The following is a 13,109-nucleotide window of genomic DNA, read 5'->3' on the forward strand; positions in this document are numbered from 1 at the left end:
GCATACATGCCGCCATGGCTCGCGACCTCATCGATCTGCACATCCACGTGGGTGGCGCGGTAGCACCTCACATCCTCTGGTCCATCGCGCACCAGCAGGGCTTCAAGCTCCCGGTCAAGAACTACTTCGACTTCGTGGAGCTCATCACCTCCAGGCCCGGCAAGGTCGGCAGCCTGGACGACTACCTGAAGATCCTCCACACCTGGACGGAGAAGATCCAATCGTCGCCCAGCGCCATCGAGCGCTCGGTGTACGAGGTCATCGGCAAGGAGTACCGCGGCAGCCGGGTGACGCAGATGGAGCTGCGCTTCAACCCGATGAAGCGCAACCTGAGCTCCGAGCTGGACCTGGACCACATCATCCACGCGGCGCTGCGCGGCATGGACCGGGCGATGCTCGAGTACGGGGTGAAGGTGGGGCTGATCTTCTGCCTGGCGCGCGAGTTCGACCACGCGCTCAACAGCATCCTGGTGGAGAAGGCCATCAAGTACCGTACGCGCGGGGTGTACGGCATCGACCTGGCCGGCACCGAGAAGAACGCCATGGAGCTGCGGCCCGAGGTGGTGGCCCAGTACGAGGACCTCTTCGAGAAGGCGCGGCGCGGGGGCCTCAAGTGTACGGTCCACACCGGTGAGACGCGGGGCACGGGCGCCGAGGGCGTCATGTCCGTGGTGGAGCGGCTCAAGCCGAACCGCATCGGCCACGGCATCCGGGCCGCCTATGACGAAGAGGCGATGAAGGTCCTGCGCGATCGCGATGTGGTGCTGGAGCTGTGCCCGACGTCCAACCTGCACACCAAGGCGGTGGAGGGGCTGGACGAGATGCGGCACATCATCAAGACGTTCTGGGACCGCCGGGTGAAGTTCACCATCAACACGGATGGCCCCTACCTGCTCGAGACGGACATGCGCCGGGAGATCGAGCTGGTGGAGCGCAACGGCATCCTCACGCCCGAGCAGGTGGACCAGACCCTGGCCTGGGCACGGCAGTACTCGTTCATCTCCGGCTGAAGCCCCCTGCCCTCCTCCTTATGTACGGACTCATCCGCGCGCTGCTCTTCCTGCTGACTCCGGAGCGCGCGCACCGCCTGGGCATGTTCGCGCTGCGGCTGCTCGGTGCCTTCCCCGCGCTGTGCGCCGCCCTGCGCTCCCGCGCCCTGCGCGGGGCCACGATGGACCTCTCGGTGGAGCTGGCGGGCCTGCGCTTCGAGCACCCCGTGGCGCTGGCGGCCGGCCTGGACAAGGACGCCGAGGCGGTGGACGGCCTGTTCTCCTGCGGCTTCTCCGCGGTGGAGATCGGCACTGTCACCCCGCGGGGCCAGCCGGGAAATCCGCAGCCGCGCCTCTTCCGCCTGCCCGAGCAGCGCGCCCTCATCAACCGCATGGGCTTCAACAACCACGGTGCGCAGGAGGCCGCCTCACGCCTTCGCCGGCGCACGTGGTACGCCGGCCCGCTGGGCGTCAACCTGGGCAAGAACAAGGACACACCGCTGGAGCACGCGGTGGAGGACTACGTGCAGGGCGTGGACGCGCTGGCCCCGCACGGGGACTACGTCGTCGTCAACGCCAGCTCGCCCAACACCCCTGGCCTGCGCCAGCTCCAGGAGCCGGAGCAGCTTCGCGGGCTGCTGCTGTCAGTCACCCAGCGCATGGCGAAGGTGGCGCCCGGCAAGCCCCTGTTCCTGAAGATCGCCCCGGATCTCTCCCCGGAGGCCGTGGACGAGGTGGTGGACGTGGCCCTGGCGTGCGGCGTGTCCGGGCTCATCGCCACCAACACCACGGTGACCCGCCCCTTCGAGCACCCGCTGGCGAAGGAGGCGGGAGGCTTGTCGGGCGCGCCGGTGCGCGAGCTGTCCAACGCCGTCATCCGCCGCGCCTGGCAGCGCAGCCGGGGCTCCCTGCCCATCATCGGCGTGGGCGGTGTATTCACCGCGCAGGACGTGTACGAGAAGCTGCGTGCCGGAGCCACCCTGGTCCAGGTCTACACCGGCTTCATCTACGCGGGTCCGGCGATGGTGCGCCGCATCCTGGCCGAGCTGGGGCCGCTGCTGGCCCGCGATGGTTTCCGCTCCGTCCACGAGGCGGTGGGCGCGGACCATAAAAAATGAGGGCGCTCGCTGGCCCCTTGGAGTTTGACCAGCGAGCGCCCCGGGTCACGGTCCTGAGGAAACCGCTCCCTTCTGCGTTAGCTCAGAATTAATTTGAATCCGAAGTTATTCCCGCCCACGCCTTCCACGTGAACATTACGTCCCCGCGTCCACCCTATTGCGTGGGCCGGAGCACGTGCTGGTACAGCGCGTCATGCCGCTGCACCATGCGCTCCAGGGACAGCTCGCGGCGCACGAACTCGCGCGCGGCGGCCCCCATCTCCCGGGCCTTGTCGGGCTCGGCCAGCAACCGCCGGAAGGCCTGCACCATCTCGGCGGGGCGCTCGGGGCGCACCACCAGCCCGCGCTCCCCGTCGGTGATGAGGTCCGTGTTGCCGCCCACCGCCGTCACCACCATGGGCAACCCCGCGGCCATGCCCTCCATGACCGCGTTGGACATGCCCTCGGCCGACGAGCAGAGCACCCCCATCGTCGCCCGCGAGTAGAGGGCCGGCACGTCCGCGCGATGCCCCAGGAAGTGGGCGATGTCCGCCACGCCCAGCTCCGCCGCCCGGCGCTCCAGCTCCGGCCGGCGTGGCCCGTCTCCCACCAGGAAGGCGTGCAGCGGCTGCCCCTCCTGGCGCAGCGTGGCCAGCGCCATCAGCAGGTCCTCCTGCCGCTTCACCGGGTGGTTCATGTTGGCCACGTGCAGCACCACCGGCGCTCCGCCCGTGTCCGGCACCGGCCCCTGTAGCCCCTGGCGCGCCCGCGCATCGAAGCGCGGCAGGTCCAACCCGTTGTGGATGACGCTCACCCGATCCGCCGGTACGCCCTCCTCTTCCACCAGCATCCGGCGGATGGCCTCCGCGTTGGCCACCACGTGGTCGGCCATGCGGGTGAACTGCGCGTGTACCTCACGCCTCGCCGGGCCGTGCCAGTGCGCCAGGTCCAACCGGCCGACGATGACCTTCGTGCCCGCGATCTTCGCCGCCGGCACCACCAGCATCGTCGAGTAGAAGTCGTGCACATGCACCAGCTCCACCCGGTTGTGCCGGAACCAGCGCGCCAACCGGAGGATCTGCTTGCCCGTGTTGAGCCGCATCAACGAACCGTTGAGCGGGAACTCCTCCGGAGTGAACCCCAACTGCCGGAGCGTGCCCACCAGCGGACCCGCGTCCTGCAGCACCGAGACCTGAAGCCGATAGTTCGACGGCAGGCCTCTCAACAACTCCAGCACCTGAACCTCAGTGCCCCCAATGTGGAACGACCGGGTGAACTGCACCAGGCGAATGGGCGCCTCGCCCATTACCTCCGCCTCACGCCGCATGCCCTGACCCCTCCCAAGCCGTCGTCGGGCCCTTGCCCGTCGTCGGCATCCGTTGCACCACCATCGACGTCTCCACTCGTGCCCGGGCGATCCGATGCGCGCTCGCCGCCAGGCCGAACAGCACGTAGAGGTGCGCAGACAGGATGTAGCCCGAGAAGAGATCACACACGAGGTAACCCGCCATCGACGCCGCCAAGGCTCTCGCCAGCCACCCCATCTCCTTGTCCTTCGAGGCCTCGAAGGCGCCACCCGTGGCACCTCCGGCGAACACGAGGAACAGGAGCAGGCCCACGAAGCCCAGCTCACCGATGACGTCCAAGAAAACGTTGTGCGCCACGTAGGCGCGCGTCGCCTCGGGCGGCGCATAGAGCGGCCACGCGAAGCGGAAGCTGCCAGCGCCCACGCCCAGGAGCGGCTTGTCCAGGCTGATGCGCGAAGCCACCTGCCACGCGTAGACGCGGCCCATGGCCGAGGCGTCCTCGTGGAACGAGGTCACCGTCTCATTGCGCTTCCAGAAGCTCTCGGGTGCGAACATCACCAGGCCCAGCACCAGCATGGCGCCCACCACGATGGCCTGCAGCCGCCGCTTCTCGCGGATGGCCCACACCGCCATCGCCACCGACAGGCCGATGAAGCCGCCGCGCGAGTGGCTCAGAACAATGGACACCACCGCCAGGATGGCCGCCAGGCCGCACGCGGCGCGCAGCACCCAGCCGGACTCCTTGCGCGCGAGGAACGCCACCGCCAGCGGCACCACCATCGCCATGTTCATCGCCATGTGGTTGGGGTCCGCGTAGACGCCCACCCAGCGCGAGCGGAAGCCCTCCACCAGATCCACGCCTTCCCGGTACCAGTCGATGACGCCGATGGACGTCACGATCGAGGCGAGCACCATCGCGATGCACATCACCGCCAGACGCCTGCCGGTGGTGATGACGTTGATGATGGTCAGGTAGATGGCGGTGAGCTTGAGCAGCTCCATGCCCGTGGTGCGCGTCACATCGGGATGGACGGACCAAGCGATGGAGGCGAACGCGAGCCCCGAGAAGATCAGCAGCGCCAGGCCTCGCGCGCCATCGAAGTAAAGCGGCTCGGCGCGCCCCAGCCTGCGCAGCGCCATCAACCCCGCAGCCACCCCCGACGTCAGCAGCGCGAGCCGCAGCGGTTCAAACACGGGGATCCACTCGCCCGGCACCGCGTACATCACCGCCGCGAAGGCCGTCAGCGCGTAGAACGCCAGGATGTCCCGCTGCTCCCCCTGCTCGCCCACACCCATACCTTCCTCCCGGATCCTTCCGCGTCGAAACAGACGCGTGCGCCTAGGGCCGTAGCAGGTGACATGCCAGTCATCCTCGTGGGCAAAAGCCCGGAAATCCGCTGCTTTGCAGAGGACCCCCGGGCCCTTTCAGGGGCGGGAGGCTGGAAAATTTACGGTGTGGGAACTCCCTCCATGGGCAGGATCACCGCGAGGGTGGGATCGAAGCGCCCCTCCTGGAGGTACGGCGCGCCGAGCTCGGCCAGCAGCCGCTCCAGGGCGGCGTTCACCATGCGACGCAGCTCTGGGTGAGCCTGAGGCGCCACCCCGGGCTCCAGCGCGGCCAGGGCGCGCTCGGCGGCGCTGGAGCGCAGGCGCGGGGCCTGGGCGGTGCCCTCGAAGAGCCGCTCGCCCAGCTCCACCGTGCGCCCCTGGGGCACGGGACGCACGTCCACGCGGCCCTCGAGGACGGCCATGGCCACCGCGGCGGTGAAGAGGCGCTCCACTCCGAGCATGGGCAGCGCCACGCCGAAGCGCGCCAACACCTCGCGCGCCGTCGCCTCGGTGCCCCCCAGCAGCCCTCGGAAGACTTCGCCTTGCGCCTCCGCCCGCGCGAGCTGGGCCTCGCTGACGGCGATCTCCCGAAGCGAGCGGAACGGCACCGGCTCGGCGCCCTGGACTCGCAGCGCCCGGCGGGGACGCTTGAGGCGCAGCGCCTCGAGGGCGCTCGCCTCCTCCGGCAGCAGCAGGAGCGTGTCATCCAGCCGGAGCAGCGGCGCCTTCACCAGCCGATCGGCGCGGAACTTCAGCGCCAGCGTCAGCGAGAAGCCCACCTGGAAGACGCGCCTCAGAGGCGTGTCGCGCACCACCTCCGCGGCGCGAGCCGGCTCGCCTCCGGAGAGGTGCTCCAGGCCGAGCGACAGGTAGTCGCGCACCATCTCCCCCACCCGGCGCACGGCGTCCAGGTCTCCGGGGTCCGCCAGCTCGACCACCAGGGCGGCGTTGGCCACCCCTCGCAGCTCGTCTTCGGCGTTCTCCCGCTCCACGTCGGACAGCGCGCGGAAGGCGGCCTCCAGGTAGTCCACGTGGCCCGTGGTGGGAGCCAGGGCCGTCTGCGCGCCGCGCGCCGGCGCGGGCCCCGTGTCCACGCGGCTGAACAGGCTCATCGCGGAGTCGAGCGTGGGGAAGCCCAGGTCCTGCAGCCGGGCCATGCGGAACTGGTGGGCGGTCTCCTCCATCTCGCTGGGGATCTCCCAGCGCACCGCCTCCAGCAGGCGCACCGACTCGAAGGGGTTCTCGGCGATCAAGTCGTTGAGCAGCGCCCTCAGCGCGGCCTGCTCCACCCCCTCCACCTTGAGCTCCACGAGGTAGCGCCCCTCGGGCGTCTCCAGCGTCACCCCCTCCGGGTTGACGTCCGGGTTCTCCTCTCGGTCATAGACCTGGGTGAACTCGCGCAGCATGAACTCGAGCACCTCGAGATCCATGCCGTGGACCTTGCGCATGAACTCCTCGGGCTCGTCCCCGCGCGCGGCGCGAATCCAGGTGAGCACCGCGTGGGGCTCGATCCGGTCCCGCTTCCAGCCCCCGAGGTCCACGAAGGTGCGGAACTGGGAGGGCGAGGCGAGCTGGACGAGCTCGGTGGCATCGGCCAGCCCCACCTCCTGGATCGTCGTGTAGAGCTCCTCGGGAGGCAGCGAGCGCACCAGGGCGCGTGCCTCGGGGGACTCGATGAGCGCATCCATCCGCTTCCGGGGTGGAAGCGGAGAGAGGCGCTGGCGCAGCTCCTTGCGGGCGAGCTGCGCGTCCTTACCGTTACCCTTGCCTTCTGCCTTGCCGTTCTCGGACACGGCGCGTGCCTACCACACCCCCTCCCGGGCAGGGAGGGGAACGCGCCCGGCATGGATGGCTACTGGATGATGATCTCGCACTCGTAGTTCACGTCGAACGACTTGAGCTTCGGCGTGGCCTGGGACTGGCGGTCATCCGACTTGAGGACGAACTCGACGCGCAGGTAGCGGCCCTTGGGCACGCCCGCGGCGCGCAGGTCCGCCGGAGAGGTGGTGAACGGCCCCTTGCGCAGCGCCGGGTTGGTCAGCTCGTTGATGTCGTTGCTGGCGGAGACGAAGAGCTGGATCGACGTGCTGGGCGGAACGACGGCATCCCACACCACGTAGCGCCAGATGGCGTCGATGCCGCAGTCGGGCGCACTGAACACCTGCCGGTAGCTGCCCTGGGGCGCGGTGAAGTTGCGCAGCTGGTAGCCGGTGAAGTCCGAGTACGTATAGAGGCCCGCGTTCTGCTGGCCCGTGCGGAGGATCTCTCCGGTCTCGCGGTGGATGCGCACCATGTTGCCGGAGCGGTTGTTCATCAGCACGTGGCCGTCCGTGTCGAGCCCCACGCCGATGGCCTCCTGGGTCCGGTTGGCGCCCGAGGGCAGCGTCGCGTCGATGAAGTCCACCGGGGTGGGCATACCCGGGTAGTTGAACCGCTTGAGCTCGCCGGTGTTGCCGTTGAAGGCGAGGATCTGGGCGGCGCTGCCGTTGGCGCTGTTGACGTCCGAGCTCATCCAGACGAAGCCCTGGTCGTCGGCGGCGATGCCGCGGGGGCGCTTCATCTTCGTGTTGATCTGGCTGACGGCGTTGGTGAAGTCGAACTCCGTCCACGTGCCCAGCGTGGCGCCCACTCCCACCGGGTGCGTGTACCGGAAGGCCTTCACGCCCGCGGTCCACCCGGCCACCCACACGCGGTCACTGCCGTCCACGGCGATGCCGTAGGAGCCGGAGGTTCCCGGGGGAATGATGTCGGCCCGCACCAGCGAGCCCGTGGTCGTATCGATGAGCGCCAGGCGCGCCTGCCCCAGGCTGGAGGACACCACCCACAGCCGCTGCTGGCTGTCGATGGCCGCGCCATAGGGGCCGAAAGGCAGGGTGAGCTTCAACAACCCGGAGCTGTTCAGCGGCACCTGCTGCCCGGTGATCGCATCCAGCTTGATGATGGAGCGGTCGATGTGGACGCCCACCCAGATGTCGCCGGCGCTGCCCTCGATGCCCTCGGAGATGGCCATGGCGCGCGCCTTGACGTCACCCGTGCCCGGCGGCCCCACCGGCGTGCTGAAGCTGATGCACTCGTCGTACTGCGTCGGATCGTTCCAGTCCGTGGGGATGATCATCTCCCCCTGGGCCGGATTGGTGCTGATGACGCCGTCGCCGTTCTTGTCCTCGCTCGTCTGGATGCCCGGAACCCCATTGCGCTCCGTGCAGAAGAGCTTGCTGTTGGCGATCTTCGTCACCGAGCCCGTGGTCGTCTGGGCGCGGTTGGCCACCCACACGTCGCCGAAGAGGTCCACGGCGGTGCGGCTCGGGTTGTTGCCGTCATTGCCGCGCAGGCCGTTGGGGTAGCCGACGCCGCCGTCATCTCGCGGGCGGCCGTCGAGGGGAATGGCCGCGTGGTAGCGCCCCACCTCGCGGAGGATGACGCCGCCATCGGACAGCGTGAACGGGCGCGTGTCGAACTTGGACACGGTGTTGTTGTCGTTGTTGGCGATCCACGCGAAGGACAGCTCCGTGCGGCCACCGCCCAGCACGATGTTGCCCTCGGGATCGGTCTGGACGTTCTCGCTGCCTCCACCGGGCAGGCCGCCGTCGCCATCCAGGTTGAAGTCGCCGGGGTCCACCCCCACGCTCGTGCCGGAATCCGGGTTGTACGGCTCACCGCCGCCGCCACCGCCATCCCTGCCGCCGCCGCCACCGCCACCGTCCGTCCCGCCGTCAGTGCTTCCGAGACCCTCTTGCCACGGCGGCTTCACGCCCGGAGGATCCGAGCACTTGCAGCCGCTGTAGATGGTCGCGGCAAAGGCCACAAAGAGCAGGTACTGACGCATACGCATATCTCCAACGCCCGGACAGCCCGCGTGGGCAATCCCCTCGCGGAACCCAGGAAACAGCGGATCACCGGACGGGGTCAACTCCCAGCCGGGTGACGCCCTTAAAAGTCTTCAGCAGCGTCTCCCACACTTCCTCCACGCCGATCTTCTCGGTGGCGGAGAACGGCAGCACTGCCTCGAGGGGCAGGGACAGCTGCTGCGCGAGGGCCTGGAGGCGAGGCTTGCGCTTGGCCTTGGTCAACCGGTCGATCTTGGTGGCGACGACGAGCACGCGCCGCTTCTTATCCTGCAGGTAGTCGAGCGTGAGGAGATCCTCGGGGGTGGGTCCCACCTCCGCGTCGATGATGCTCACCACGGCCTCGAGCCGGTCGCGCTTCTCGAGGTAGGTGGTAATCATCTTCTCCCACGAGGCGCGCTCGCCCTTGCTCGCCTTGGCGAAGCCGTAACCGGGCAGGTCCGCCAGCCGCACGCGGTGGCGCTCGCCGTCGCGCTCCAGGTCCACGTCGAAGAAGTTGAGCGTGCGCGTGCGCCCGGGGGTGTTGGAGACGCGCACCAGTTTCCGCCGCCCGGTGAGGGCGTTGATCATCGAGGACTTGCCCACGTTGGAGCGACCAACGAAGGCCACCTCGGCGGAGTGCCCGGGGGGATAGCCCTTGGGCTCGACGGCGGTGATGACGAACTGGGCGTCGATGAACTTGATCACGCGACTATTTCTTCGCCGGAGGCGGCGAGGGAGCCTCCGCGCGCGTGGACTTCTTGGCGCGCTCGGCCGACCAGTGGTCGATGGCCTTGAGCGACTCCACGAAGTTGAACGGGCGCAGGGAGGGAGAGGAGGCGTCGTGGCAGGTGCGGCACATCTTCTCGGAGGGGTCCACGAGGCCCACCAGGCGCGAGAGCTCCGGGTCCTTCATCACATACCCGGGCGAGTAGTACTGGCCACCACCGTGGCACGTCTCACAGGTGACACTGGCCACGTTCTGCTGGGCCTGGTCGGGCGCGTGGCAGGACAGGCAGCGCGCGTCCTTCTTCTGCGACTCGGTGAGCGAGTCGGCGGCGCGAGCATGCTTGGACTGCTGCCAGGCGGTGTAGGCCGCGGGGTGGCAGCCCTTACAGCTCTCGGGGCCGACGAAGTCAGCGGCCCCGGCCACGCCGGACACGACCAGGAGGGGCAGGAGCCAGAAGCCAAGGGCGCGCATCGAGAGCGGAACTAGCAGAGGCCCCCAGGCGGGGCAAGGCATCTTGAATGCAGCCCTCCTGCCAGCGTCCTATATGAGGTAGCTTGAGCCCCCACCGCGAGCTCCATTCGTGAGTCAGGGAACCGACAGGTAGGTAGGAGGCCGTATCGTGCTGCTGCGTAACCTCGCCATCTTCGCCGTGCTCGTCACCGCCATTCCTGCCGCCGCCAAGCCGTGGCAGGGCATCGAGCCTGGAGTCTCCAAGCGAGATGAGGTGATCCAGAAGTTCAAAGAGCCCTCCCGTGTCGTCACCACGGACAACAAGGAGGTCATCGCCTACTTCGGCGTGGGCGCCATCAAGGGCACCACCCAGGCCCAGTTCCGGGTGGACCCGACCACCAAGCTCGTCGAGCGCATCGATGTGTTCCCCGGTCCGGTCATCGACAAGGAGACCATCGAGAACAGCTACGGGCCGGCCTGCCCCTCCGGCCCCCAGCCCGCCAACCCCTGCTACGTGAAGAAGATGACGGACGAGTTCCGCACCTACTTCCTCTACCAGAAGCTGGGGCTGGCCATCTTCTTCAACGAGGATGGCAAGACGGTGCATTCGTTCATCTTCACCACGCTGAAGGCGGCGAAGTAGCCCGCCCGTGCGCCTCTATGGGCTGACCGGCGGCATTGCCTCCGGCAAGAGCACCGTGAGCCGGATGTTCCGGGAGCTGGGCGCTCACGTGCTGGACGCGGACGTCATCGCCCGCGAGGTGGTCGAGCCCGGCACCCCCGGGCTGGCCGAGGTGGCCTCCCGCTTCCCCGGCGTCCTGGGCCCCGATGGCCGGTTGGACCGGGCGAAGCTGGGGGCGCGTGTGTTCGCGGACCCCACCGAGCGCGCCGCCCTCAACGCCCTGCTCCACCCCCGTATCGGCCAGGCCTTCCTCCAGAAGACCCAGGCCCTCATGGAGCAGGGCGTGGAGCGCGCCCTCTATGACGCACCGCTGCTCATCGAGAACGGGCTGCACGCCGGCATGGACGGGGTGGTGCTGGTGTGGGTGCCCCGCGCCCTCCAGAAGGAGCGGCTGATGGTCCGGGATGGGCTGGAGGCCCAGGCGGCGGAAGCCCGGCTGGCTGCCCAGCTCCCCCTGGAGGAGAAGCGGAAGCACGCCACCTGGATTGTCGACAACACCGGGGAGCTGGCCTCCACCCGGGCCCAGGTGGAGGAAGTCTGGCGGGCCATGCTCGCGCGCGGCTGACTGCCGGGTATGCTCCGCCGCCCATGAGCGAGAAGCGCAAGAAGGCGGAGGGCGCCAGCCCCGGCACGTACTTCATCACCGGGTACCCGGGGTTCATCGGCAAGCGGCTGGTGGAGCACATCGCCCGCGAGGATCCCCAGGGCCACATCTACGCCCTGGTGCAGCCCAAGATGCTCAAGGAGGCGCAGAAGCACTCGGCGCGGGTGAAGGGCGCGAAGCTGGAGCTGCTCACCGGCGACGTGGTGGACATGCACCTGGGCCTGTCCGGCGAGGAGTACCAGCAGCTCTGTGAGCGGGTGACGGACGTCTTCCACCTGGCGGCCATCTCTCACCTGAGCGCGCCGAAGGAGACGGCGTGGCGGGTGAACGTGGACGGCACGCGCAACATGCTGGAGTTGGCGCGCGACTGCACCAGGCTGCGTCGCTTCAACTACTTCTCCTCCTGCTACGTCTCGGGCGACCGCGTGGGCGTCATCGCCGAGGACGAGCTGGACCGCGGCCAGGGCTTCCGCAACCCCTACGAGGAGACGAAGTACCAGGCGGAGAAGATCGTCCAGCGCGCGGGCGCCTCCATGCCCGTCACCATCTACCGCCCCTGCTCGGTGGTGGGCGACTCGCGCACGGGGGAGATCGATCGCTTCGAGGGCCCCTACTACCTGGGCATCCTCCTCGTCACGTCTCCCATGGGAGTGCCGCTGCCGCTGCCGGGCAACGGCGTGGCGCCGCTCAACGTGGTGCCGGTGGACTACCTCGTCGCCGCCGTGTGGAGCCTGTCGAGGGATCCGCGCGGCGCGGGCCGCACCTTCCACCTCGTGGACCCCAACCCGATGAGCGCCCGCCGGGTGTACGAGCTCATCGCCGAGAAGGCCAACCGGAAGCTGCCCCGCTTCAACCTCTCGGCCCGGGCGGCGGACGTCATGCTGCGCCTGCCGGTGCTGGAGAAGCTCGCCCGGCCCCAGCGCGCCGCCATCAGCTACGTCAACCACCTGGCCATCTACAATTGCTACAACACGCTGGAGCTGCTGGACGGCACGGGCATCCGCTGCCCTCCCCTGTCCTCGTACCTGGACCAGCTCGTGGCGTACGTGCGCGAGCAGTACCGCAAGCGGCGCGAGAGCACCGAGGTGGAGGATCCGCTCGACCACGCCCCCGCGCACAGCAGTGAAGAAACCTCCTCCCACACCCGTCCCTCGCGCCAGCCATGAAACGCCCGCTCTCGTCCCTGCTCGTCCTCGCCTCGGCCCTCTACGGGGTCGCGTGTACCGTCAATTCGAGGGATGACAACCCTTGCGATCCCAGCCCGTGCAAGGACGCCAACAAGAGCGTCTGCGTGGAGGAGGCCGGTGAGGCCCGCTGCCTGTGTGACGCGGGCTTCCTGGCGCGGCCCAATGGCGCCTGCGAGCCCGTGAGCGCCACCAACTGCGCCGAGCACGGGGGCGACCTGGCCGAGCCGGATGATTGCCAGGTGCGTGCCCGGATCATCGACAGCGGGCCTGCCCGCCAGCAGACGATCGATCCCATCGGCGACTACGACTTCTTCCAGTTCGCCGGCACCTCCGGCCACGTCTACTCGCTCATCGTGCGCGCGGAAGGCTCGCTGATGCCCCGAGTGGACGTGTTCGACCAGGGCGGTGTGTGGCTCGCCGCCTCCGAGGCCCCGAACCGGACGGACCTCTACTTCAAGGCGCACAGCACCGCGAACTACTTCGCCCGCGTGAGCCACTCCCCTGTGGATCCCTCCGTGGCCACCGGGGGCTATTCGCTCACCTTCGCCTCGCTGGGACAGGAGGACCACGGCGACTTCGCCGAGGACGCGACCCGCATCTACGCCGACCCCTTCAACGCCACCACCCCGACCAGCAACAACGGGCGCTTCGAGTACCCGCGCGACGATGACTGGTTCACCTTCTCGGGGAGCCGGAGCCGCAACTACCGCCTCTCCTTCGATCCCAACCGCTCGCTGCCCGCCGTGGCCGTCTACATGGGCAACGATCTGCGCCAGCCGCTCTTCACCGCACAGAACGCCACCGTCGACTTCAACCTGCCCGCCGACGGCACCGCCTTCCTCGTCGTGTACTCCCCTCAAGGCAACGAGGGCAGCTACGCCTTCAACTTCTTCACGGACTGAGCCGCCGG

Annotated in this window: 12 protein-coding genes; 6 read left to right on the forward strand and 6 right to left on the reverse strand. The window is 68.8% G+C overall.

The annotated features are described in order from the left end of the window. Nucleotides 1-14: 14 nt before the first annotated feature. Nucleotides 15-1,010: an amidohydrolase family protein gene (locus tag SYV04_RS00120; RefSeq protein WP_321543492.1), complete on the forward strand. Its 996-nt coding sequence runs from the start codon at nucleotides 15-17 to the stop codon at nucleotides 1,008-1,010. A 20-nt stretch (nucleotides 1,011-1,030) separates the two neighbouring features. After that, nucleotides 1,031-2,107, forward strand: a complete 1,077-nt coding sequence (locus SYV04_RS00125; RefSeq protein WP_321543493.1) for a quinone-dependent dihydroorotate dehydrogenase — start codon at nucleotides 1,031-1,033, stop codon at nucleotides 2,105-2,107. Between the two features lie 154 nt (nucleotides 2,108-2,261). Here the strand turns inward: SYV04_RS00125 and SYV04_RS00130 are convergent, their stop codons facing one another. The 6 genes from SYV04_RS00130 to SYV04_RS00155 form a co-directional block, all read right to left on the reverse strand. Further along, nucleotides 2,262-3,413, reverse strand: coding sequence for a glycosyltransferase (locus tag SYV04_RS00130; RefSeq protein ID WP_321543494.1), 1,152 nt, complete (start codon nucleotides 3,411-3,413; stop codon nucleotides 2,262-2,264). Further along, complete coding sequence (locus SYV04_RS00135) at nucleotides 3,403-4,689, reverse strand: O-antigen ligase family protein (RefSeq protein WP_321543495.1); 1,287 nt, start codon at nucleotides 4,687-4,689, stop codon at nucleotides 3,403-3,405. Before SYV04_RS00135 ends, SYV04_RS00130 begins: the two co-directional genes overlap by 11 nt. Before the next feature lie 152 nt (nucleotides 4,690-4,841). Continuing rightward, a complete protein-coding gene (locus SYV04_RS00140) occupies nucleotides 4,842-6,515 on the reverse strand; it encodes a DUF6178 family protein (protein ID WP_321543496.1) in 1,674 nt (557 codons plus the stop codon). Between the two features lie 59 nt (nucleotides 6,516-6,574). Then, complete coding sequence (locus SYV04_RS00145) at nucleotides 6,575-8,548, reverse strand: NHL repeat-containing protein (RefSeq protein WP_321543497.1); 1,974 nt, start codon at nucleotides 8,546-8,548, stop codon at nucleotides 6,575-6,577. A 67-nt stretch (nucleotides 8,549-8,615) separates the two neighbouring features. After that, entirely contained in the window at nucleotides 8,616-9,254 is a 639-nt protein-coding gene (gene yihA / locus SYV04_RS00150; RefSeq protein WP_321543498.1) for a ribosome biogenesis GTP-binding protein YihA/YsxC, read from the reverse strand. Nucleotides 9,255-9,258: 4 nt separating this feature from the next. Further along, entirely contained in the window at nucleotides 9,259-9,747 is a 489-nt protein-coding gene (locus SYV04_RS00155) for a multiheme c-type cytochrome (protein WP_321543499.1), read from the reverse strand. 154 nt (nucleotides 9,748-9,901) lie between these two features. On the opposite strand from SYV04_RS00155, the gene SYV04_RS00160 reads away from it, so the two are divergent. The 4 genes from SYV04_RS00160 to SYV04_RS00175 are packed head-to-tail and all read left to right on the forward strand — an operon-like array spanning nucleotide 9,902 to nucleotide 13,101. Then, nucleotides 9,902-10,369: a hypothetical protein gene (locus tag SYV04_RS00160; protein WP_321544451.1), complete on the forward strand. Its 468-nt coding sequence runs from the start codon at nucleotides 9,902-9,904 to the stop codon at nucleotides 10,367-10,369. A 7-nt stretch (nucleotides 10,370-10,376) separates the two neighbouring features. Next, nucleotides 10,377-10,973 carry a dephospho-CoA kinase gene (coaE, locus tag SYV04_RS00165; protein WP_321543500.1) on the forward strand — a complete coding sequence of 199 codons (597 nt, stop codon included), beginning with the start codon at nucleotides 10,377-10,379 and terminating at the stop codon, nucleotides 10,971-10,973. Nucleotides 10,974-10,996: 23 nt separating this feature from the next. Then, a complete protein-coding gene (locus SYV04_RS00170) occupies nucleotides 10,997-12,178 on the forward strand; it encodes an SDR family oxidoreductase (RefSeq protein ID WP_321543501.1) in 1,182 nt (393 codons plus the stop codon). Beyond that, nucleotides 12,175-13,101: a hypothetical protein gene (locus SYV04_RS00175; RefSeq protein WP_321543502.1), complete on the forward strand. Its 927-nt coding sequence runs from the start codon at nucleotides 12,175-12,177 to the stop codon at nucleotides 13,099-13,101. The genes SYV04_RS00170 and SYV04_RS00175 overlap by 4 nt, the downstream gene beginning before the upstream one ends. The last annotated feature ends 8 nt before the right edge of the window (nucleotides 13,102-13,109 follow it).

The sequence above is a fragment of the Hyalangium ruber genome, assembly GCF_034259325.1.
In the GTDB taxonomy this organism is placed as follows: Bacteria; Myxococcota; Myxococcia; order Myxococcales; family Myxococcaceae; genus Hyalangium_A; species Hyalangium_A rubrum.

Coding starts and splice junctions, on each gene's coding strand:
- SYV04_RS00120 (WP_321543492.1), top strand. CDS start 15: ATGGCTCGCGACCTCATCGATCTGCACATCCACGTGGGTGGCGCGGTA.
- SYV04_RS00125 (WP_321543493.1), top strand. CDS start 1,031: ATGTACGGACTCATCCGCGCGCTGCTCTTCCTGCTGACTCCGGAGCGC.
- SYV04_RS00135 (WP_321543495.1), bottom strand. CDS start 4,689: ATGGGTGTGGGCGAGCAGGGGGAGCAGCGGGACATCCTGGCGTTCTAC.
- SYV04_RS00155 (WP_321543499.1), bottom strand. CDS start 9,747: ATGCGCGCCCTTGGCTTCTGGCTCCTGCCCCTCCTGGTCGTGTCCGGC.
- SYV04_RS00170 (WP_321543501.1), top strand. CDS start 10,997: ATGAGCGAGAAGCGCAAGAAGGCGGAGGGCGCCAGCCCCGGCACGTAC.
- SYV04_RS00175 (WP_321543502.1), top strand. CDS start 12,175: ATGAAACGCCCGCTCTCGTCCCTGCTCGTCCTCGCCTCGGCCCTCTAC.
- SYV04_RS00130 (WP_321543494.1), bottom strand. CDS start 3,413: ATGCGGCGTGAGGCGGAGGTAATGGGCGAGGCGCCCATTCGCCTGGTG.
- SYV04_RS00145 (WP_321543497.1), bottom strand. CDS start 8,548: ATGCGTCAGTACCTGCTCTTTGTGGCCTTTGCCGCGACCATCTACAGC.